At 58.7% G+C, this 21,379-nt stretch carries 17 protein-coding genes and 2 pseudogenes; 13 read left to right on the plus strand and 6 right to left on the minus strand.

All coding sequences use genetic code 11. The features are described 5' to 3' along the window. Window positions 1-21: 21 nt before the first annotated feature. Window positions 22-1,158, minus strand: coding sequence for a porin (locus HF675_RS20565; RefSeq protein WP_105229629.1), 1,137 nt, complete (start codon window positions 1,156-1,158; stop codon window positions 22-24). A 462-nt stretch (window positions 1,159-1,620) separates the two neighbouring features. Then, window positions 1,621-2,541 (minus strand): 3-hydroxyacyl-CoA dehydrogenase family protein, encoded by a 921-nt coding sequence (locus tag HF675_RS20570; RefSeq protein WP_105229628.1) that lies wholly within the window; start codon window positions 2,539-2,541, stop codon window positions 1,621-1,623. 249 nt (window positions 2,542-2,790) lie between these two features. Between HF675_RS20570 and HF675_RS20580 the strand changes: the two genes are divergently transcribed. From HF675_RS20580 to HF675_RS20620, 9 genes are all read left to right on the plus strand, one after another. Beyond that, the gene (locus HF675_RS20580) at window positions 2,791-3,330 is read left to right on the plus strand and encodes a hypothetical protein (protein ID WP_105229627.1); all 540 of its coding nucleotides are present in this window, start codon (window positions 2,791-2,793) and stop codon (window positions 3,328-3,330) included. Beyond that, window positions 3,327-3,731: a putative T6SS immunity periplasmic lipoprotein gene (locus HF675_RS20585; RefSeq protein WP_187043677.1), complete on the plus strand. Its 405-nt coding sequence runs from the start codon at window positions 3,327-3,329 to the stop codon at window positions 3,729-3,731. The genes HF675_RS20580 and HF675_RS20585 overlap by 4 nt, the downstream gene beginning before the upstream one ends. A gap of 190 nt (window positions 3,732-3,921) precedes the next feature. Further along, a complete protein-coding gene (locus HF675_RS20590) occupies window positions 3,922-4,998 on the plus strand; it encodes a YncE family protein (protein ID WP_187043678.1) in 1,077 nt (358 codons plus the stop codon). A gap of 349 nt (window positions 4,999-5,347) precedes the next feature. Beyond that, complete coding sequence (locus tag HF675_RS20595) at window positions 5,348-6,727, plus strand: glutamine synthetase family protein (protein WP_187043679.1); 1,380 nt, start codon at window positions 5,348-5,350, stop codon at window positions 6,725-6,727. 35 nt (window positions 6,728-6,762) lie between these two features. Next, entirely contained in the window at window positions 6,763-7,473 is a 711-nt protein-coding gene (locus HF675_RS20600; RefSeq protein ID WP_111737783.1) for a trehalose-6-phosphate synthase, read from the plus strand. 246 nt (window positions 7,474-7,719) lie between these two features. Then, window positions 7,720-9,891: a carbon starvation CstA family protein gene (locus tag HF675_RS20605; protein ID WP_105229622.1), complete on the plus strand. Its 2,172-nt coding sequence runs from the start codon at window positions 7,720-7,722 to the stop codon at window positions 9,889-9,891. A gap of 80 nt (window positions 9,892-9,971) precedes the next feature. Beyond that, window positions 9,972-10,175: a YbdD/YjiX family protein gene (locus HF675_RS20610; RefSeq protein ID WP_015670749.1), complete on the plus strand. Its 204-nt coding sequence runs from the start codon at window positions 9,972-9,974 to the stop codon at window positions 10,173-10,175. A gap of 23 nt (window positions 10,176-10,198) precedes the next feature. After that, a complete protein-coding gene (gene yjiA, locus HF675_RS20615) occupies window positions 10,199-11,155 on the plus strand; it encodes a GTPase (RefSeq protein WP_187043680.1) in 957 nt (318 codons plus the stop codon). Window positions 11,156-11,305: 150 nt separating this feature from the next. After that, window positions 11,306-12,904, plus strand: a complete 1,599-nt coding sequence (locus HF675_RS20620) for an ABC transporter substrate-binding protein (RefSeq protein ID WP_105229620.1) — start codon at window positions 11,306-11,308, stop codon at window positions 12,902-12,904. Here HF675_RS20620 and HF675_RS20625 read toward each other — a convergent pair. Then, window positions 12,901-14,073: an MFS transporter gene (locus HF675_RS20625; RefSeq protein ID WP_187043681.1), complete on the minus strand. Its 1,173-nt coding sequence runs from the start codon at window positions 14,071-14,073 to the stop codon at window positions 12,901-12,903. The two genes, HF675_RS20620 and HF675_RS20625, sit on opposite strands and share 4 nt — an antisense overlap. 102 nt (window positions 14,074-14,175) lie before the next feature. On the opposite strand from HF675_RS20625, the gene HF675_RS20630 reads away from it, so the two are divergent. The 3 genes from HF675_RS20630 to HF675_RS20640 all read left to right on the plus strand — a co-directional run bounded on the left by HF675_RS20630 (window position 14,176) and on the right by HF675_RS20640 (window position 19,041). Beyond that, the gene (locus HF675_RS20630) at window positions 14,176-14,946 is read left to right on the plus strand and encodes a helix-turn-helix domain-containing protein (RefSeq protein ID WP_105233200.1); all 771 of its coding nucleotides are present in this window, start codon (window positions 14,176-14,178) and stop codon (window positions 14,944-14,946) included. A 337-nt stretch (window positions 14,947-15,283) separates the two neighbouring features. After that, a complete protein-coding gene (locus HF675_RS20635; RefSeq protein ID WP_187043682.1) occupies window positions 15,284-17,245 on the plus strand; it encodes a filamentous hemagglutinin N-terminal domain-containing protein in 1,962 nt (653 codons plus the stop codon). Between the two features lie 209 nt (window positions 17,246-17,454). Beyond that, entirely contained in the window at window positions 17,455-19,041 is a 1,587-nt protein-coding gene (locus tag HF675_RS20640) for a ShlB/FhaC/HecB family hemolysin secretion/activation protein (RefSeq protein ID WP_187043683.1), read from the plus strand. Between the two features lie 113 nt (window positions 19,042-19,154). Here HF675_RS20640 and HF675_RS20645 read toward each other — a convergent pair. Continuing rightward, window positions 19,155-19,838 (minus strand): annotated as a pseudogene (locus tag HF675_RS20645) (RHS repeat domain-containing protein); the annotation flags it as partial. Here HF675_RS20645 and HF675_RS20650 point away from each other — a divergent pair. Further along, window positions 19,803-20,081 (plus strand): SymE family type I addiction module toxin, encoded by a 279-nt coding sequence (locus HF675_RS20650; protein ID WP_187044777.1) that lies wholly within the window; start codon window positions 19,803-19,805, stop codon window positions 20,079-20,081. The pseudogene HF675_RS20645 and the gene HF675_RS20650 overlap by 36 nt on opposite strands. Window positions 20,082-20,131: 50 nt before the next feature. Here the strand turns inward: HF675_RS20650 and HF675_RS20655 are convergent, their stop codons facing one another. Both HF675_RS20655 and HF675_RS20660 read right to left on the minus strand, forming a co-directional pair. Beyond that, window positions 20,132-20,530, minus strand: coding sequence for a hypothetical protein (locus tag HF675_RS20655; RefSeq protein WP_187043684.1), 399 nt, complete (start codon window positions 20,528-20,530; stop codon window positions 20,132-20,134). Window positions 20,531-20,860: 330 nt separating this feature from the next. Next, a pseudogene (locus HF675_RS20660) lies at window positions 20,861-21,359 on the minus strand (RHS repeat-associated core domain-containing protein); the annotation flags it as partial. Between the last annotated feature and the right edge of the window lie 20 nt (window positions 21,360-21,379).

The following is a 21,379-nucleotide window of genomic DNA, read 5'->3' on the forward strand; positions in this document are numbered from 1 at the left end:
CGCGAGCGCGGCGCCCGGCGGTCAGAAGTCGTAAAACACCGTCACCCAGGTGGAGTCCGGCTCATTGTCGCTGCTGTTGGCCAGCGTGCGTTCAACATACACCGACAGGCCGTAGCCGATGGTGGTGCCTGCCCCCAGATAGACGTGATTGGCGTGGTAATCTTCCTGCCCTTTCAGCCGCAGCGAGTCCGCCGCCACATAAGGCTGGACAGATTTCAGGAACGGCTTGTCGATATTAAAGGTATAGCCGACAAACCCTTCCAGTCCGTAACCGTCGCCGGCAAAGAAGTGCGACAGGCTGCGCTCGCGGGTGCTGGGCACATAATCTTTATAGTAGCTGGCGGTACCGACGATATACCAGTTGTCCGGCTGCCAGGTCAGCGCCGTCCCTGACAGCTGCTGGTGATATTGTTGCTCGTTATAACGGTCATCTTTCACCTTGGCGTCGGTGTAGCTATACGCCGCGCTCAGCGTCAGCGTCGGATCGATTTTATAATCGAACCCCAGCCCGCCGCCGCCGGAACGCCGGTAGCTGAGGTTATTGGCGGTATGCAAATCATCTTCCGGCAGCAAATAGTTGGCGTACAGCGTCAGCGGACCAAAGTCATTGGTATATTTCAGGCTGTTTTTGGGTTTATTACCGCCGTCATAGTCGCCGGAAATACCAATGCCGGTGCCGCCGGCGTGGCCATCGTTATCCCAGACGTCGCTTTTAATTCCGACCACGGAATAATAGATGCCGTACTGATGGCCATAGGTCAGCGTACCGTAGCGATCGTCTTTAAAACCGCCATACAGCTGGCGCTGATAGTCGCGCTTGCCGTCTTCGTCGTAGTGCCCGTCCCAGCTCAGCGCGTGCGCCAGATCCACACCCCATTCGTAGTAGCCGATAGCCGAGGTATGCTGGCTCAGGGCGTAATCGGCGCTGAAACGAAAGCGCGTGCCGCCGTCATGACCGTTTTTATCATAGCCCGGCTCCGGGCCATTATTAAAAATCCATTCCGGCCGAATGCTGCCGCCCACTTTTAAACTCAGCGGCGCCAACAACACATTGCTCTGCGGGTTTTTCTCCAAGATGGTAATTTCCGCCTGCGCGGCGCCGGATAACGCCGACAGCAGGACGCCGCCAATAATAATTGGCGTTTTTATCATTTTCATTACTACCCCTGTCTGAAATAAGTTTTTCTTATTATTAACTGCCATGGCTCTTGGCCATAAATTAATAATTACCCGATATAACAAAGCGACGCAAGGGATAAAATCTCATGACCTAATACATAAAAAGATAAATGGCAGCGGCGAAGAAATAAAAACGTATCAGAATGCTACCAACGGCAACAAAACAATAAATGATGTGCAAATAATCAGCATAAATGTCGTTCTCTAACCGATAATACGGCCGGCCATTAATATTTCATAACAAATCAGAAAAAATAAAACGGACGTTAAAATAGGTGCGGGGCGTGATAATTACCACAGGGAAATATTGGCTAACGGATGCCGTCGCGGCGGCATCCGCCAAAGCGTTATTTATTGCGCCAGCCAGCCGCCGTCCATATTGCAGGCCGCTAACGCGACCAATGCATTCATGGCCGGCATCGATCTGATGCTCGCGGTGGTTTAAGGCTTCAGCGCAAAGCGCAGCTGATGGGTACGCCGCTGCGCAATGCGCGTCCTACGCGCGTCGTCCCAGCGATAAAAGCCGTCGCCGCTGCGCAGGCCGGTTTGCCCTTGCTCCACCTTTTCCTGCACCAGCGTCATCATCCCGTCGCCGGCGGCCAGCGTCGGCAACAGATGACGGGCGATATCCGCCACGGTGTCCCCGGTCATATCGGCCGCCTCCAGCGGCCCGACCATCGCATAGCGCCGCCCCAGCGAGGCGCGCATCACCTGGTCGACCACCTGCGGGCTGGCGATGCCGCTTTGCACGATATGCAGCGCCTCGCGCAGCAGCGCAAACTGCAGGCGGTTACCGACAAAGCCCGGCGCAGCACGATCCAACACCACCGCCTCCAGATCCAGCGCCGTCAGCAGCCGTTCGACCGTCGCCAGATGACGCGCTTCGGTGGCGCTGCCGGGCACGATCTCCACCAGCGGAATCAGATGCGGCGGGTTCCAGAAATGGGCGATCAGCAGCCGCTCCGGATGGCGCAGAGGTGCCGCCAGCTGGTCCGGCGGCAGGCCGATGGTGTTGCTGGCGATAATCGCCGTGTCGGCGATCAGCGCTTCCAGCTGGGCGTACAGCGTGTGTTTGAGCGCCAGCCGTTCAGGGATCGCCTCGATCAGCAGCTGCGCCGACGCCGCCTGCGCCAGCTCGTTCGTGGTGTGCAGACGCGCCAGCGTGGCCACACTCTCCTGCGGATCGGCCAGTCCGGCCGCCGCCAGCTCCGCCAGAATGCTGCCCGCCGCCGCCGGCACCTCCGCCAGACGCGCGGGGTCGGTGTCGTACAGCAGCACCGGCCGCCCGTGACGGGCAAAATGCGTAGCGATGCCGATGCCCATCAGCCCCGCACCCAGTACCATCGTGTTCATCTGCTGCATCTCATGCTCCTCTGCTCAGGGGGGCGCCAGCGCCACGTCCGGCGCGCGTTCGCGCAGTACAAATGCGCCGTCTTCTCTTTCAAGATAGGCCAGATCGGTCAACACCCGCCATCCATCGACGCGCCGGCCGTCGCCGGTGGGGCAGGAAAATAGGACGAAAAAATAACAGCGATAAACATGTCATGGATCATTTCCATTGATGTAAAGATATTATATTTTTTCCAAAATTATTTTTAAGGACAAAAATAAATGGTCATTCCAAAAGGGAAGTCAAGAAAACTTAGTACTGGTGAAATAACTTTATCACGCTATATATATAAGAACTCAATCGACTATTCACGAGTGATGGTTCATAACGGAAGCTATTTTCCTTTTGGACTACAAAACGAAGACACAGCCGTCACACCGAACGGTGAAATATACTTTATGCCCAAACATTTCAAAGAAGATTTTTCCATAGCCAATGCTAATGATCAACATTGGTTCATTCATGAAATGGCTCATGTTTGGCAGTATCAACTGGGCGTAAATGTACGACTTAGAGGGTTAGGTAGCTGGGCTGTGTCATACAAGTATTCCTTGCCAGACTATAGGTTATTATCAGATTATGGAATGGAAGTTCAGGCAAGCATTCTTGCTGATTATTTTTATTTAATCAAATTCGGGCGTAACGGATTTGATGCCATATCAAATATGCAGGGGATAAAAGGACCTGACTTAAAAAGGCGCTACGAATGGGTTCTACGACTATTTTTGAAAGACCCCGCAAATAGAAGGAATTTACCATGAGAAAAATACCCTGGATATTGCTTAGCCTACTGACGCTAAGCGGCTGCCAGCTGGAAAAACAGTGGTATTACCCGCTGCAGGTTTCGCTGCAAGATAACCAGCCCTGCTTCGCCGTACCTGCCGACAGCGTCAGCCCTCACGATAGCCTGCAAAACCGCGGCATCATCGTCTCCCGGCAGTCATCGCAGCAATGGGATATTGTCTGGACCTCGCCTGACATTCATCCGCTGCCGGCACTGCTGCCCGGCCAGTGCGTCACATACCCGCAGGCCGCCTGGCAGGTTGGCAACTATGCGGTGATGATGGGCGTTTCGCTTAATCACGATCGTGAGCGGCGTAAATATACCCACGAATTTTCCCTCGCCAAAACCCCCGACGGCCGGCTGATTCTCCGCCCTTGAGCGCTGCGCAGACGGCCATTCAACGGCCCGTCGGCAATAAACCGCTCCCCTTTAGTATGAATAATGATTATTATTCTCAAATAATAACCGGCGTGCGACGACACGCCCGGCAGGCTACTGCCTTTGAAGCCAATGTTGAGCCGTTCCGGCCGCTGCGCGGCAATAATAATTTTAACCATATGGAGATGTTATGAACGCTGTAATGACAACCGGCCGTCGCCTTGGCGGGCGCGCGGTTTTCCCTCTGATGCTGCTGACCACCATGCTGTTTGCCACCGCGTCCCAGGCGCAGGCCGAATCCGAACTGCTGCGCAAGCCGGTCGGTAAAGGCGCCTATGAAATGGCGTACAGCCAAAGCGCAAACGCGCTGTATCTGGCGACCTCGCAAAGCCGTAAACTGGACAAAGGCGGCGTGGTGTATCGCCTGGATCCGACCACGCTGGACGTAACCCAGATTATTCACAACGATATCAAGCCGTTCGGCGCCGCTATCAATAACAAAACCAACACGTTGTTCTTCGGCAACACCGTCAACAGCTCCGTCACCGCCATCGACGCCGCCAGCGGCGAGGTGAAAGGCCGGCTGGTGCTGGATGCGCGCAAACGCGCCGAAGGCGTGAAACCGCTGGCGCCGCGCGAACTGGTGGCGGATGAAAGCACCGATACCGTCTATATCACCGGTCTGGGCGAGTCCAGCGTGGTCTGGGTGGTAAACGGCAAGGATATGACCCTGCGCACCACCATTACCGACACCGGCAAATTCGGCACCGGCCTGGCGCTGGACGCCGCCGCCAAGCGCCTGTACGTCACCAACAGCGAAGGCGAACTGGTCACCATCGACACTGCCACCAACAAGGTGCTGACGCGCAAGAAGCTGGATGAATCCAAAGAGCACTTCTTCCTGAATATCAGCCTGGATACGGCGAATCACCGCGCCTTTATCACCGACTCCAAACAGCCGCAGCTGCTGGTGGTGGATACCCGCAACGGCGATATTCTGCAGAAAATCGACGTGCCGGAGTCGCTGGCCGTGCTGTTTAACCCGGCGCGCAACGAAGTGTACGTCACCCACCGTAAGGCCGGCGCCGTCAGCGTGATTGACGCCAAAACCTACCAGGTGCGGGAAACCCTGAAAACGCCGACCCACCCGAACAGCCTGGCGCTGTCGCCGGACGGCAAGACGCTGTACGTCAGCGTGAAACAGGCTGCCAGCCGCGAGAAAGAGGCTACCGCTCCTGACGATGTTATTCGCGTCAGCCTGAAATAACCCTGCGTCCCCAGAGCGCAGGGGGATCCCTGCGCAGATGGCCTCATAGGCATTGCCGTAAACGTGCAGTATTCCTCTGCTACTGACGTGAACGGCAATTCCTTTTACACTATCGCCCTATAAACCCTCGCGTATTCACCGCCACATAAACTCCCCCTTCCCCCGTTATTTACGCCATTTTTATCTCCCCCTGCGCAATCGTTACGGCGTTTTTACAGACGGTTTTACGCGTGCCGGATAACATCATCATGTCGCCGCTATGGCCTGTTGAGAGCACTCCTCATGCATTTATCTCTGCACGTTATCACCGCCTTTTCCCGGCGCGTCCCGCAATGCACCGGGGGCCGCCATGTACGCTAATATCATCGATTTTCATCCGCTGTTAACCGCGCCGGAACCGGCGCGGCAAGCGCCGTTCGCCGCCGAGGTCGAGAACTATCTGCACAATTATCCCGACACCGAGTTCGTCGATATCTATCTGCACGATCTGAACGCCCAAATCCGCGGCAAACGCATCGCCGTCTCGGAACTGTTCGCCCTGGGGCAGGGCTGCTATTTCCCGCAGTCGGTGTATGCAATGGATCTCAACGGCCAGGTGGTGGAGTACAGCGGTCTGGGCCAGCAGGCCGGCGAACCCGACAGGCTGTGCCTGCCGGTGTGCGGCACGCTACGACCCTGCGCCAAAGACCCGCAGCATAGCGCGCAGCTGCTGCTGACCATGCAAGAAACGGACGGCGCGCCCTGCCCGCTGGAGCCGCGCGTGGTGCTGGCGCAGCTACTTGAGCGTCTGCATCGCCTTGGCTATTACCCGGTGATCGCCGCCGAGCTGGAGTTTTATCTCCATGCGCCGCAACGGCGCCCCGGGCAGCAAGAGGCGCTGTTATCGCAGAACTTTGCCGTTGATGCGCCGGCGTGCCACGGTGCGCTGCTGGAGGATATCGCCCGCCACGCCAGGCTGCAGGCTTTGCCGCTGACCGGCGTGGTGGCCGAAGCGGCAGCCGGCCAGTATGAGCTGAACCTGCGCCACAGCGCCGAGGTGCTGACCAGCTGCGACCAGCTGCTGGCGCTGAAGCGGCTGGTGCGTCAGGTGGCGCAGCAGCACCGGCAGCATGCCTGCTTTATGGCCAAGCCGGACGCGCAGACGGCCGGCAGCGGTCTGCACTTCCACATCAGCCTGCAGGATGCGCAGGGCCGCAACCGCCTGAGCATGCAGGACGATGCCCCCGGCGACGCCATGCGCCAGGTGCTCGGCGGCATGCTGGCGCTGATGCCGGCTTCCATGGCGCTGCTGGCGCCCAACGTCAACGCGTTCCGCCGCTTCCGCCCCGAGATGCATGTGCCGCTGCGCGCCTCGTGGGGCTACAACAACCGCACCGTGGCGCTGCGCCTGCCCTGCGCCGATCGGGCCAACCAGCGTATCGAGTACCGGCTGGCCGGCGCCGACGCCAACCCCTATCTGGCCGTCGCCGCCATCCTCGCCGGCATGCTGTTCGGGCTGGAGCAGAATCTGCCGCTGCCGCCGTCCAGCTGCGGCAACGGCTATGACGATCCGCAGGCAACGCCGCTGCCGCTCAGCCAGCCGCAGGCGCTGGCGCTGTTTCAACGCTGTGCGGCGCTGCGACGGCTGCTCGGCCCGGCATTCTGCGACCTGTGGCACAGCTGTAAAAGCGCGGAGCTGGCGCAGTTTGAGCAGTTGATTACCGACGCCGAACGCGCCTGGCCGCTGTAATCCCGATTGATGACGAATAACCAAGGAGCCCTTTGATGTCTCGTCTGGTTCTGCTCTCCAATAAACACTGTGACGCCAATGATATTATCGCCGCCGTTCAGGACTACGCGCTGAATACCCTGACCGATGAAAGCCAGGGGCTGTGGCTGGGTTGGGACAGCAATGTGGAAAACTTCGCCGACGCCGCCGACCGGCCGGTACAGGTGCAGCACAGCAACGGTTATGAACTGGTGACCTTTCCCTTTTCCACCCGCGAGTTTCACTACCACTATCAGGGCTACTACCACGACGGGCTGTGGCCGGTGTTCCACAACCGCCCCGAGCTGGCCCATTTCACGCCGGAAAACTACCAGGCCTACCGGCAGATCAACCGGCAGATCGCCGCCATCGCCAGCGAATACATCTGCCCGAGCGATTTGATCTGCATTGATGATTATCAACTGCTGCCCTGCGGCGCGGCGCTGAAGGAACAGGGGCTGCTTAACCCGTGCGGTTTCTTTTTCGCGCTGCCGTTTCCCGCCGCGCCGCTGCTGAAGAACATTCCTCAGCACCGCGAGCTGGTTGAGTCGCTGCTCTATTACGATCTGATCGGTTTTCGCAGCCTCGGCGACGCCAATAATTTCCACAACTATCTGGCGAACGCCTACCAGGTCGAGCCGCTGCCCGACAATCAGTATCAGGTCGACGGCCATATCTTCAGCACCGCCATCTTTCCCGACGCGCAGCACGCCAGCCGGCTGTGCTGACGCCCCCCGCCCGCCGCGCGCCCTGCGCGGCGGAACCGCTCAGCCGACGATTTCAACCGCTCGGCGGGCTATCGCACCGCTCGGCCAATTTCATCTGCCATCGCTTTACGCCACGCGCGATGATGAGCTGTTCCTAAACCTGCCCCTTATTACCGGGGAAGACGTACCTGACCACATCCGCACCCTAAAAATCTATAAGCGGATGCTTTTACACATTTTTTTGCAGACTGGAATAAGGAATATCTCATGAAACAAACGGGGATTTTCAAACATCTCCCATGGATGCTGCTGGGGGTACTCGGCGCGTCCTGTCTCGGCGTGGTGGCGCTGCGGCGCGGCGAACACATTAGCGCACTGTGGATCATCGTCGCCTCGATCGCGGTGTATCTGGTGGCCTACCGTTACTACAGCCTGTATATCGCCACCAAGGTGATGAAGCTGGACGCCGGTCGCGCCACCCCGGCGGTGGTGAATAACGACGGCCTGAACTATGTGCCGACCAACAGAAACGTGCTGTTCGGCCACCACTTCGCCGCCATTGCCGGCGCCGGCCCGCTGGTTGGCCCGGTGCTGGCGGCGCAGGTCGGCTACCTGCCGGGCACGCTGTGGCTGCTCGGCGGCGTGGTGCTGGCGGGGGCGGTGCAGGACTTTATGGTGCTGTTTATCTCCTCACGCCGTAACGGCGCGTCGCTCGGCGAGATCATCAAGAAGGAGATGGGCCCGGTGCCGGGCACCATCGCGCTGTTCGGCTGCTTCCTGATTATGATCATCATTCTGGCGGTGCTGGCGCTGATCGTGGTGAAAGCGCTGGCGGAAAGCCCGTGGGGCGTGTTCACCGTCTGCTCCACCGTGCCGATCGCGCTGTTTATGGGGATCTATATGCGCTTCCTGCGCCCCGGCCGCGTCGGCGAGGTGTCGGTGATCGGCATCGTGCTGCTGCTGGCGTCCATCTGGTTCGGCGGCGTGATCGCCCACGATCCGTACTGGGGCCCGGCGCTGACCTTTAAAGACACCACCATCACTTACACGCTGATCGGCTACGCGTTTATCTCCGCCCTGCTGCCGGTGTGGCTGATTCTGGCGCCGCGCGACTACCTGGCGACCTTCCTGAAAATCGGCGTGATCGTCGGGCTGGCGATCGGCATCGTGATCCTGAACCCGGATCTGAAAATGCCGGCGGTCACCCAGTTTGTCGACGGCACCGGCCCGGTGTGGAAAGGCTCGCTGTTCCCGTTCCTGTTTATCACCATCGCCTGCGGCGCGGTCTCCGGCTTCCACGCGCTGATCGCCTCCGGCACCACGCCGAAGCTGCTGGCCTGTGAAACCGACGCGCGTTTCATCGGCTACGGCGCGATGCTGATGGAATCCTTCGTGGCGATCATGGCGCTGGTGGCGGCATCGATTATCGAACCGGGCCTGTACTTCGCCATGAATACCCCGCCGGCGGCGCTGGGCATTACCATGCCGAACCTGCACGAACTGGGGGGCGATAACGCGCCGCTGATTATGGCGCAGCTGAAGGATGTGACGGTGCACGCCGCCGCCACCGTCAGTTCATGGGGCTTTGTCATCAGCCCGGAGCAGATCCTGCAAACCGCGAAAGACATCGGCGAACCGTCGGTGCTGAACCGCGCCGGCGGCGCACCGACGCTGGCGGTGGGCATCGCCCACGTGTTCCACAAGATCATGCCGGCGGCGGATATGGGCTTCTGGTATCACTTCGGCATTTTGTTTGAGGCGCTGTTTATCCTGACCGCGCTGGACGCCGGCACCCGCTCCGGCCGCTTTATGCTGCAGGATCTGCTGGGCAACTTCGTGCCGTTCCTGAAAAAAACCGACTCGCTGGTGGCCGGCATTATCGGCACCGCCGGCTGCGTCGGCCTGTGGGGCTACCTGCTGTATCAGGGGGTGGTCGACCCGCTCGGCGGCGTGAAAAGCCTGTGGCCGCTGTTCGGCATCTCCAACCAGATGCTGGCCGCGGTGGCGCTGGTGCTCGGCACCGTGGTGCTGATCAAGATGAAGCGCACCCGCTACATCTGGGTGACGGTGCTGCCGGCGGTGTGGCTGCTGATCTGCACCACCTATGCGCTGGGGCTGAAGCTGCTGAGCGATAACCCGCAGTTGGAAGGCTTCTTCTATCTCGCCAACGAGTACAAACAGAAAATTGCCGCCGGCGGCGACCTGAGCCCGCAGCAGATCGCCAATATGCAGCATATCGTGGTGAACAACTACACCAACGCCGGCCTGAGCATTCTGTTCCTGCTGGTGGTGTACGCCATTATCTTCTACGGGATAAAAACCGCGCTGGCGGCGCGCAAAAACCCGCAGCGCAGCGACCAGGAAGCCCCTTACGTGCCGGTGCCGGAACAGACGGCGTCCAACTCTGAGGGCGAGGTCAAAGTTTCACCCCAGCATTAACGGCAATTTGCCTGCATAATAGAGTGAGTCACGGGCGCTGCGTGCGGCGCCCGTTAACCACGTTTTCCGGGAGTACACCTATGTTCGGCAATCTTGGTCAGGCGGGAAAATATCTGGGACAGGCGGCGCGGATGCTGGTCGGCGTACCGGACTACGACACCTACGTCCAGCATATGCAGGACAACCACCCGGATAAGCCGGTGATGAGCTATAAAGAATTCTTCCGCGAGCGCCAGCAAGCGCGCTACGGCGGCGACGGTAAAGGCGGCATGCGCTGCTGCTAGGCCCCGAGCATTAAGGATCCGCAATGAAACCCATCGCAGTCACCATTCTGACCGGCTTTTTGGGCGCCGGTAAAACCACCCTGTTACGCCATATCCTGCATGCCGACCACGGCTATCGCATCGCGGTGATTGAAAACGAATTCGGCGAAGTGCCGATCGACCACGCGCTGATCGGCGATCGCGCCAGCCGCATCACCACGCTGAGCAACGGCTGCATCTGCTGCAGCCGCGCCAATGAACTGGAGGACGCGCTGCTCGACCTGCTGGACGGCATTGACCGCGGCGAGCTGACCTTCGACCGGCTGATTATCGAATGCACCGGCATGGCGGACCCCGGCCCGATCGCCCAGACCTTCTTCACCCACCCGGCGATCTGCGAACGTTTTCTGCTGGACGGCATCATCACGCTGGTGGATGCGGTGCATGCCGAACAGCAGCTGGATAAATACAGCATCGCACAGTCGCAGGTGGGCTATGCCGACCGTATTCTGCTGAGCAAAACCGACGTCGCCGGCGACAGCGAGGCGCTGATCCGGCGCCTGCAGCGTATCAACGCCCGCGCCCCGGTGCACAAGGCGCTGCACGGCGATATCGATCTCAAGCTGCTGTTTGATATTGAGGGCTTCGTGCTTAATGACAGGCTGAACCTGAGCACGCCGGTGTTCCACCGCATCGCGGAGCCGCAGAACAGCATTCACTCGATCGTGCTCTACCACCAGCCGCCGCTGGAGCTGGCGCAGATCTCCACGGTGATGGAGGAACTGCTGCTGCAGTTTGCCGACAACCTGCTGCGCTACAAAGGCATTTTGTCGATCAAAGACGAGCCGCGCCGCCTGCTGTTCCAGGGCGTGCAGCGGCTGTACAACGCCGACTGGGACCGCGACTGGCAGCCGGATGAGCCGCGCCAGAGCACGCTGGTGTTTATCGGCATCGACCTGCCGGAAGCGGAGATCCGCGCACGCTTTGCCGCCCTGAGCTGAGCAATAAAACCGCCGTCGCCGCAAACAGGCTTTGACGAATCCTCGATCTGAGTACTTTAATCATGGAGTGGCGCGCTGACGCGCCGCACTTATTTTGCAGCCGTGTGCCGATGCGCACCGGCAGTCATCACTCAGAGGATCATCACCTGTATGCCATTAAAACGAACAACCCTGGGCCTGTTGCTGGCGGGCGCCGGCCTGCTGTCGGCCAATAACGCGCTGGCCGCCTCTGATACGCTGATTTACTGCACCGTAGCCTCGCCGGAATCATTCAACCCGCAGCTGTCCACCTCCGGGCCGACCTTTATCGCCACCTCGCAGATGCTGTACAACCGCCTGGTGACGCTGCGCGGCAGTGACAAAACGCCTGCCCCCTCGCTGGCCACCGACTGGACCATCAGCCCGGACGGCAAGACCTACACCTTCACCCTGCGCAAAGGGGTGAAGTTCAACCGCAATAAATTCTTTACCCCCAGCCGCGACTTTAACGCCGAAGACGTGGTGTTTACGGTGATGCGCCAGAAAGACCCCAACCACCCATACCACAAGGTGTCTGGCGGTAACTACGAGTACTTCACCGATCTGGGGCTGGATAAGCTGATCGCCAAGGTCGAGGCGCTGGACGACTATCACGTGCGCTTTACCCTGACTCAGCCTAACGCGGCGTTCCTCGCCGACTGGACGATGGACTTCGCCTCGATCCTGTCGGCGGAATACGCCGATGCGATGATGAAGAAAGGCACGCCGGAGAATGTCGACAACTGGCCGATCGGCACCGGCCCTTACGCGCTGCAGCAGTACAAACAGGACTCACTGATCCGCTACATCGCCAACCCGCACTACTGGCAGGGCGAGGTAGCCAGCAAGCACCTGATTTTCTCCATCACCCCGGACGCGCAAACCCGGCTGTCGAAGCTGAAAACCAACGAATGCCAGATTATCCCGGCGCCGCTGCCCGAGCAGTTCGACGCGATTAAACGCGACAAGAACCTGCAGTTGCACAGCATCGACGGGCTGAACGTCGGCTATCTGGCGTTCAACACCGCCAAAAAGCCGTTTGATAACCTGCTGGTGCGCCAGGCGCTGAGCTATGCGGTGGATAAAAAAGCCATCGTCGCTGCGGTATTTAAAGAGAGCGGCTCACCGGCCAGTTCGCTGTTGCCGCCGGGCATGCTGGGCTACAACGATAAGCTGCCGGGCTATGAATACAACCCGCAAAAAGCGCGCGAACTGCTGAAGCAGGCCGGGCTGGAGAAAGGTTTCACCACCGATATCTGGTCAATGCCGGTCGCCCGCCCCTATAACCCCAACTCGCGCCGCATCGCCGAGATGATTCAGAGCGACTGGGCGCAGGTGGGCGTCAAAGCCAAAATCGTCACCTGGGAATGGGGCCAGTATCTGGCCGGGCTGCGCAAAGGCGAGCAGCACAGCGCGCTGTACGGCTGGGTATCGGATAACGGCGACCCGGACAACTTCGCCACCCTGCTGGGCTGCGACGGCGTGCAGAGCGGCGCCAACGTCGCCCGCTGGTGCGACAAGTCGTATGACTCGCTGATCAAGCAGGCCATTGCGGTCAACACCCCGGCAGAGCGCGGCAAGCTCTACCAGCAGGCGCAGGAAGTGTTTGCCAAACAGGCGCCATGGCTGCCGCTGGCGAACGGCAAGGTGTTTTACGCCACCCGCAACAACCTCAGCGGCTACGTGGTGGACGTCAACGGCAGTGATTTCTCCAAAGCGAAGCTGAATTAATCGCACCGTTCAGGGCGAGGCGCTCCCTCGCCCTGTTTGCCGTTCGCCGAACAAACGCGCCACGCCAGCCCCAGCGCACACAGGCTGCCGAGCGTCAGCACCACGCCCGGCCGCTGCGCCAGCCCGGCCAGCGTCAGCCCCGCCCCCAGCATCAGGTAGTACATCAGGCCGAGAAGCGCACCGGCAGTCCCCATACATGCCTTATAGTTGCGCAGCGCGCGCGCCAGAATATTGGGAATGGCGATACCGTACGCCATCACCACCAGCAGCATCGGCAGCGCGAACCCGCGCGTCTCTTCCAGCAGCCACACCAGCACGCCGCCGCCCAGCGATAGCGCGCACGCCAGCGTCAGCAGCGCGCCAAAACGCCAGCCAGCGGTAAGCAGCCGCTTGTTGATCGCCGCACCGATGCCCACCCCAGCCGCCAGCAGCAGACCGCTGTAGCCGAACCACGGCGCGGGGATCCCCAGCGCCGCAAAGCGGAACGGCGCCAGCTGGTAGTAGCTGAACATGCAGATATTAAACAGCGCCACCAGCAGCGCGCTGCGCCAGATGTCGGCGTCTTGCACCATGCGCCCCAGCGTGGCGCAGAAGGCCGGCGGCGCCAGCCGTTGCGACCGGGTTTCCGGCAGCCGCCAGGCGGCATAGGCCAGCAGCAGCGCCGCCAGCAGCGCCAGGCCAACGAACACCCCCTGATAACCCCAGTAATGGCTCAACAGCGAACCGCTCAACACGCCGAGCGCCGGGCTGAGCGCCATTGCGATCCCCATCAGCGAAAATACTCGCGCCAGTTGCTCGCCGTCGAAACGATCGCGGATGGCGGTCTGGGTACCAACCGACCCGACCGCCGCGCCAAAAGCCGCCACTATCCGCGCCGCCAGCAGCATACTGAAACTGCCGCTGCACAGCGCCGCCAGCGAAGCCAACAGGTATAACGCCAGCCCGGCCAGCAGGGTGGGCCGACGCCCGATCAGGTCGCACAGGCGCCCCCACACCACCACCCCGAATGCAAAAGCGAAGAAATAACACGACAGGGTTTGCGCTGCGATTTCCGCGCTCACCTGAAACCCGGTGGCGATGTGCGTCAGCGCCGGGCTGTAAATCGTCTCCGCCAGTTGGGGGAACATCATCATCACGGTTGCCAGTGTCAACGTCAGTTTGCGTTGCATCGTCTCTATCCCTTCCCTCAAAACAGGGGGACAAACTAGCATCTTCGCACCGGCGGCCATTACAATATAAAAGACAAAAAATTGATAAAATCGGACAAGATGATGACATGGCTCAGCGCCCAGGATCATTTCGATCCCGACGAGCTCGATAATAGCGTACTGGGCATTGCCGCCGAGCTGGCACGGCACGATTCCGGCCCACACCAACACGCCATGGGACAATTGCTGTTCAGCCAACAGGGCTGCATGCGCATTACGCTGAATAACAGCATCTGTATGCTACCGCCGGCGCGCATTGCCTGGATCCCGCCGCGGGTGGTGCACCGCGTACAGGTCAGCGGCGTCGTCGGCTACCGCTCGGTATACCTCGACACTGCGCCTTATCCCGGCCTGCCGGAAGGACTGACGGTGCTGACGGCCACGCCGCTGCTGCGCGCGGCACTGGAGCGCATCGCCCTCGCCGCTTTCGACACCGACTGGCGACATGGCCCCACCGCCAATATTCTGGCGGTCTGTCTGGATGAGATCGCGCAGGCGCCGCGGGAACTGACGCTGCTGCCGCTGCCCGCCGACCGGCGTCTGCGCCATCTGGCCGGCCTGGAAACCCTGCCGCCGCTGCACGAACTGGCGCGTTACAGCGGCGCCTCGGAAAAGACCATCAGCCGCATTTTCCGGCGGGAGACCGGGCTGAGTTACCAGCAGTGGCGGCAGCAATGGCGGCTGATTACCGCGATCGAACTGCTGGCCGCAGGCCATCGCCAGTGCGACGTCGCCGCCCGGCTGGCCTTCACCAGCGACAGCGCCTTTGCCACCTTCTTCAGGAATATGACCGGCAGCCCGCCGCGCGCCTATATGGCCATGCGGGAATCGTGAATATCCCGGCACGCGACTGCCAAAATTTATCTTGGCTATATCAATTAATAACCAAAACTAAAATAAAAAATAATAAAAATAAATTACCTATATATATTTATTAATAATAAAAATCATTTCGCACACCAGAATAAACTCCCTCCCCCCTCAATTAAACAACAGAAAAATCCTGTTTATTTACCGCTCAGTTACACCCTCAGTGTCCGCTGATACAATATTCATGCCTAAGTCGAACAGGCAAAATAAATCAAAAATCAATTTCATTAAAATATATCAATCAATTTATTTTGATTGTATATGGATATCTAGCGCCCAATTAAGGAAAGGAATACTTTAAATGAACAGAAAAGAAAAAAACCAGCTGATCGCCAAACTCTCTCCCATTTGTTTTCTGAGCCTGCTCTCCTGGGGCGCGGTCGCCCACGCGGCCATCACCCCGTCGGCACCGATGAACGGTGGCCCTTCCGTCAGCGCCGGCGCCAACGGCAGTACCGTTATCGACATCAATACCGCAGGCAAAGGCGGCGTTTCCCACAACATCTACTCGGAATTCGACGTAGACCGGGGCGGCGTAGTGCTCAATAACAGCGCCACCGGCTCAACCTCGCACCTGGCCGGCAATATCGCCGGTAACGCCAATCTGGCCGGCGGTTCCGCATCCATTATCCTGAACGAAGTCAACTCCACCCGCGCCAGCCAGCTGAACGGCCTGATCGAAGTCGCCGGCGACAAAGCGCAGGTGATTGTCGCCAACCCATCGGGCATCAGCTGCAGCGGCTGCGGCTTTATCAACGCCGACCGCGCCACCCTGACCACCGGTAAAGCACAGGTCGCCAACGGCACGCTGCTGGGCTATACCGTGGAGAAAGGCAGCGTCATCATCAACGGCGACGGCCTGAATACCGGCGATGCCGACTACACCGATATCATCGCGCGCGCCGTGCAGATTAACGCCAATATCGTCGCCAAAGATCTGAAGATCACCGCCGGCCGCAACAACGTCAATGCGGACAACACGCAGATTAACGAACTGACGGCGGGCGGCAGCAGGCCGTCAATCGCCATCGACGTCGCCAAGTTAGGCGGAATGTACGCCAATAAAATCACCCTGGTCAGCACCGATTACGGCGTCGGGGTGCGTAACGCCGGCACCATCGGCGCCATGGCAAGCGACGTCAATATCACCACCGACGGCGTGCTGGAAAATAAAGGCACCATCTCCGCACACCACGACGTCAATATTGACACGACGCAGGGGCGCAACCGCAACGGCGGTTATTACTATGCGCACGGTCGTACATTAAACAACACCGCTAACGGCGTGATCAGCGCCGGCAAAAATATCAACATCGATCTGGCCAAAAGCAAACTGAGCAACAGCGGCGGCGAACTGCTGGCAGACGGTGATATCAATATCGTCAGCGGTGATATCGACAACAGATACGGCAATATACACAGTCAGGGTGCCGTCAATATGCGCAATGACCCTTACCATTACGGCTTCAGCAGAACGTTAAACAACGCCGGCGGCGTCATCCACGGCTTCAACGGCGTGGCTATTTCCTCGCGCGGTCTGAACAATACCGAAGGGCTTATCAAGAGTGATATGGGCGGCGTTGATATTCACACCGCCGGTTACACGCTGACCAATACCCGCGGCACCATCGAATCCTGTTGTGAACTGAATCTGGATGTCGGTACGCTGACGAATAACGCCGGCTTAATTCAATCCACCGAGAACGTCACCATTAACACCAACCGGCGTTCGCTGACCAACCAGTCCGGCGTGATTCGCGGCGGTAACGACGTGTCGATCAGCAGCCTCGGCGTCAATAACCATGCCGGGCGCATCATGGCCGACAACCACCTGAACATCAACGCCAACGGCCTGATCGAAAGCAATGGCAGCGTCCTGGTGACCACCTCAAGCCTCAATAACAACAACGGCACGATCAACGCGGCTGAAGACGTGGTGATTGACGCCCGCTCCGTCAGCAACACCAAAGGCACGATCAACGCCGGCGGTGAGGCAACGCTGACGCTGGCCGGCGGCTATAGCCACCAAGGCACGCTGAGCGCGCAAGAAGACATCCGTATTAACGCCGAGAAAGGCGCCGTTTATAACTACGGCACTCTGGCGTCCGCCAACGGTAAAACCATCATTAACAGCCGCAGCTTCGCCAACCAGAGAAACGCGCAGGTAGACAGCCCGGCCGGCGTTGAACTGATGCTGGGCAAGCCTGGTTCCTTCACCAACAACGGTACCGTTAACGGCACCATCACCATCAACAAGCAGTAACCCTGCCAACGCAGGCGGCCTCTTCGGGGGCCGTCTCAGGAGCGTCATCAACCAACACTGCCGCTATTTTTCCCGGCTACAGCCCGATAAACGGCTAACGGATGCCAAAAAGCACGATAAGGATATTAACCAACATGCGCGTTCACTTTTCCGCTTCCCTGCTATTGGTATTTTTTATTCCCCTCGTTCAAGGCGCAGAAAGCGGGCGGTTGATTGAACAACAGGCCAGCCACCAGCAAGAACAAGAAAGGGCGCGCTACAGCCAGCTGGAAACGCAGGGGAAAGATGTCCGCGCGGCCGACAGCGGCGCAGAAAAAAGCGCGAAAATAACGTTTCCCCGCGAAGCCAACTGTTTCGCTGTGTCGCAGGTTATTCTCAATAAAGACGACAAGATTCCGCACTGGCTGCCGCTGCGCAAACTCACCGCTCAGGCTGAAGGACAATGCCTCGGCATCCAGGGGGTCCGTACGCTGGCCAACGCCATCCAGAACAAATTAATCCGCCACGGCTACATCACCACCCGCGTGGTGGTGCCCCGGCAAGATCTCAACGCCGGCGTGCTGACGCTGACCATTTTACCCGGCGTGATTGGCAACATTTCCTTCAGCGAAAACAGCGATAAATACGCCAACCTGTACACCACCTTCCCCGGCCATCAAGGCGATATTCTGGATTTGCGCGCGATTGAACAGGGGCTGGAGAATATCCAGCGCATTCCCGGCGCCGACGCCAACGTGATCCTCCGCCCCGGGGACCGCGCAGGGGAAACCGATATTGAGATCGCACGCAGCCAACCTGCATTCTGGCGGGTTGGCGGCTGGTTCGACGACGCCGGCAGCCGCTATACCGGACGCTATCAGGGCGGCCTGGCGCTCTATCTGGATAACCCGACCTCACTGAACGATCTGTTCTATGTCTCCTTTGGCCGCGATCTGGCGTGGCAGAAATGGCGCAACTCCAAAAACAGCTCGCTGTACTACTCGGTGCCCTACGGCTTTTGGTCACTGGATATGTACGCCAGCCACAGTGAATATCTGCAGCGGCTCAACGGCACCTGGGCCGACCTGCAGTACCAGGGCAAAAGCCGCAATCTGAGCCTGAAGGTCAACCGCCTGCTGTACCGCAACGCCAGCCAGAAAACGACGGCCAGCATCCAGCTGTTAAAAAATGACGCCAGTTATTTTATCAATGACATTAGGCTGACTATCCGGGAGCGCAAGGTCACCAAAGCGATCGTCAGGCTGAATCACCGCCACTATATCGGCCGTTCCATCGTCGACGCGATGGTCAGCTACCAGCGTAATACCTCCTGGTTCGGCGCCAAACCGCAGGCCGCCGCCAGCCCGCACAGCCGCGCCGTCAATCTGGATATCAGCGCCTCAGTCCCGTTTATTTTGCTCGGGCAGTCAATGAGCTACCAACCGCGCTATCAGCAGCAGCACAGCCGCGATCGCCTGGCGACGCAGGATCAGTTCAGCATCGGCAACCGCTGGACGGTGCGTGGTTTTGACGGCGAGTATAATCTTTCCGCAAATCGGGGCTACGTGCTGCGCAACGACCTGAACCTGAACTTGCCCAACTATAACCAGCAGCTATATATGGGGCTGGATTACGGCCGGGTGAGCGGTGGCAACAACGATTTTTCCCGCGGGCACCTGGCGGGCGGCGTGCTCGGCCTCAGGGGAAGGATCGGCCGGATCGGCTACGACGCCTTTGTCGGCGCGCCGCTTGCCAAACCCAAAGGATTCGACACCAGCCCGGTCAACCTCGGCTTCACCCTGCAGTGGCAGTTCTAAGCGCGGTTACGCCGCTGGTGCCAACCAGCAGTGGAGCGAATATCAAGTTCGCTCCAGATGTCGTAACGGTAGAACAGCTGCTGCCGGTGCTTCAATCGGTTGTCGCTCAGCGGCGGGCGTTCATAAACTGCGCCCCGGCGCTGCATGATGCCCGCCGCCGTCTGCCCCTGCAGTTTGCCGAAGGTGTCGTAATTGCCCGACCAGAACAGCTGCCCTCCGGCGTCCGTCACCTCCAGCGGCGCGCCGTTCTGGTCGCTGTGCAGCCAGAAGATATCCGCCTGTCGGCTGTCGCCCGCCTGCTCGATGGCCGCCAGCGGCGTCCACGGGCTGTCCGGCTCGTAGCTCCAGCTTCGGCGCGTGCCGTCTTCCCGCTGCTCCTGTAACAACCGATAGCCCTGCCACAGAAAACGCGTGCTCTGCGCCGCCTTGCCCTTGCAGCTCACCTGCTTGCGCGTGCGCCGCCCCAGCGCATCGTAGTGATACTGCGCCCGGAACTCGCCCTGCGGGCCGTGGCCATATGCCGCCGTCAGCCGGTTGTCCGCATCGTAGACGTAGTGCTGCTCGTACAGCCCATTGCGCCGGCGGGTCAGGTTGCCCCAGGCGTCATACCGGTAGAACAGCTGCTGCCAGTGCGTCAGCCGGTTGTCGCTCAGCGGCGGCGGTTGCTCTTCCAGGGCCCGGCTGGCGCTCTGCGCGCCCAGCAGGTTATCCGCCAGGTCGTACCGCAGCCGGTGTCCCGGCTTGCCCTGCTGCGCCTCGCGATGCTGCAGCAGGCGTCCTTCCGCGTCGTAGCCGTAGCCGTAGCCGTAGCCGTTAACCTCTTAATAACGTTAGCTTCTGATGAGGGAGAGATTGAGCGGTTATTATTGGAGACAGACGTTCACCCTCATATCGGCGTGGGCTGGATACGGGATAACGGCGAACTGTATCTGGCGGGGGACTGGCTGACGCAGTGCGGCCTTACCGGGCAACCGCTGGCGATCAGCGTGATGCCTGGCAAGGTGGTTATTCAAGTACAACAGAGTAATATGCTGACGTAGCCATTGATAAAAGCCCGGAAGGACCTTTATGGGATCATTCCGGGCTTGGTTTATAAGAAAGTAAAGCCAAAAAAGTTATTAGGATCTAATGTTAGCACTCTTTCAATATCACCCTCATGATATGTAATAGACATACCCGAAAGAGGTGTTTGTTCATAACTAACTTTTGACACTCTTATTTCATTTTCAGTTTTAAATAACTGAGAGTATATTGACATTAATGAAAACTTATCATCTTCGTCAACATCAAACCATACTTTTATTTCATTGACTCTATTTACTTTAATCAATCCGTCATCTAAATACACTTCATAAGTTAGATCACTAAAGACAAAAAACAATCTTTCATACATAGGATGAAAAACAGGTAATTCCTCAGAATCAATATAGCCGGTAACAATAACGTCATTCAGCGTTTCATGAGTGAGGTAATTAATAAAGCTTTCCATGATTAATCCTCTACGGTAATAAAACAATTCCGAGGTCCATTCCCTTACCTGATTCGATAAGAGTTACAAACTCTTCCGTACCATTAGGCAGTTTTTTAGATACATAAGTCATACCTTCACCTCTATATATCTCCATAACTGGTTGGCCTTTTTTAATCGTCCCCTGTCCAACATGAGTTAGCTTCCCACTATCTCGAAGCATTTCAATATCCTTAAGGAACTCAGCACCTTCACTAGTTTTCCATTTTGGATATTTCTTACCGAGGTATTTTTCAAGAATATCTTTATGCCGAATAAAGTGATCTTTAAAGTTTTTACCCGCACTTATACTACAAGCAGTTAATCCAAGAGGATCAACATAGGTCAGTGGGTTTGTGACATAGGCATACAGGTTCATCCCCCCCGCCAGCCCTATCGGGTCCTGGGTGGTGAAGCGCCCCACTTCCGGCTCGTAGTACCGGAACAGATTATAGTGCAGCCCGCTCTCGTTATCCTGGTATTGCCCTGCATAGCGCAGCGGTTGTTCATAAACTGCGCCCCGGCGCTGCATGATGCCCGCCGCCGTCTGCCCCTGCAGTTTGCCGAAGGTGTCGTAATTGCCCGACCAGCACAGCTGCCCCCCGGCGTCCGTCACCTCCAGCGGCGCGCCGTTCTGGTCGCTGTGCAGCCAGAAGATATCCGCCTGCCGGCTGTCGCCCGCCTGCTCGATGGCCGCTAGCGGCGTCCACGGGCTGTCCGGCTCGTATCTCCAGCTTCGGCGCGTACCGTCTTCCCGCTGTTCCTGCAACAACCGGTAGCCCTGCCACAGAAAACGCGTGCTCTGCGCCGCCGTCAGCTACTATGTCATAC

The organism is Serratia sp. JUb9, assembly GCF_014298095.1.
Taxonomy (GTDB): domain Bacteria; phylum Pseudomonadota; class Gammaproteobacteria; order Enterobacterales; family Enterobacteriaceae; genus Serratia_B; species Serratia_B rhizosphaerae.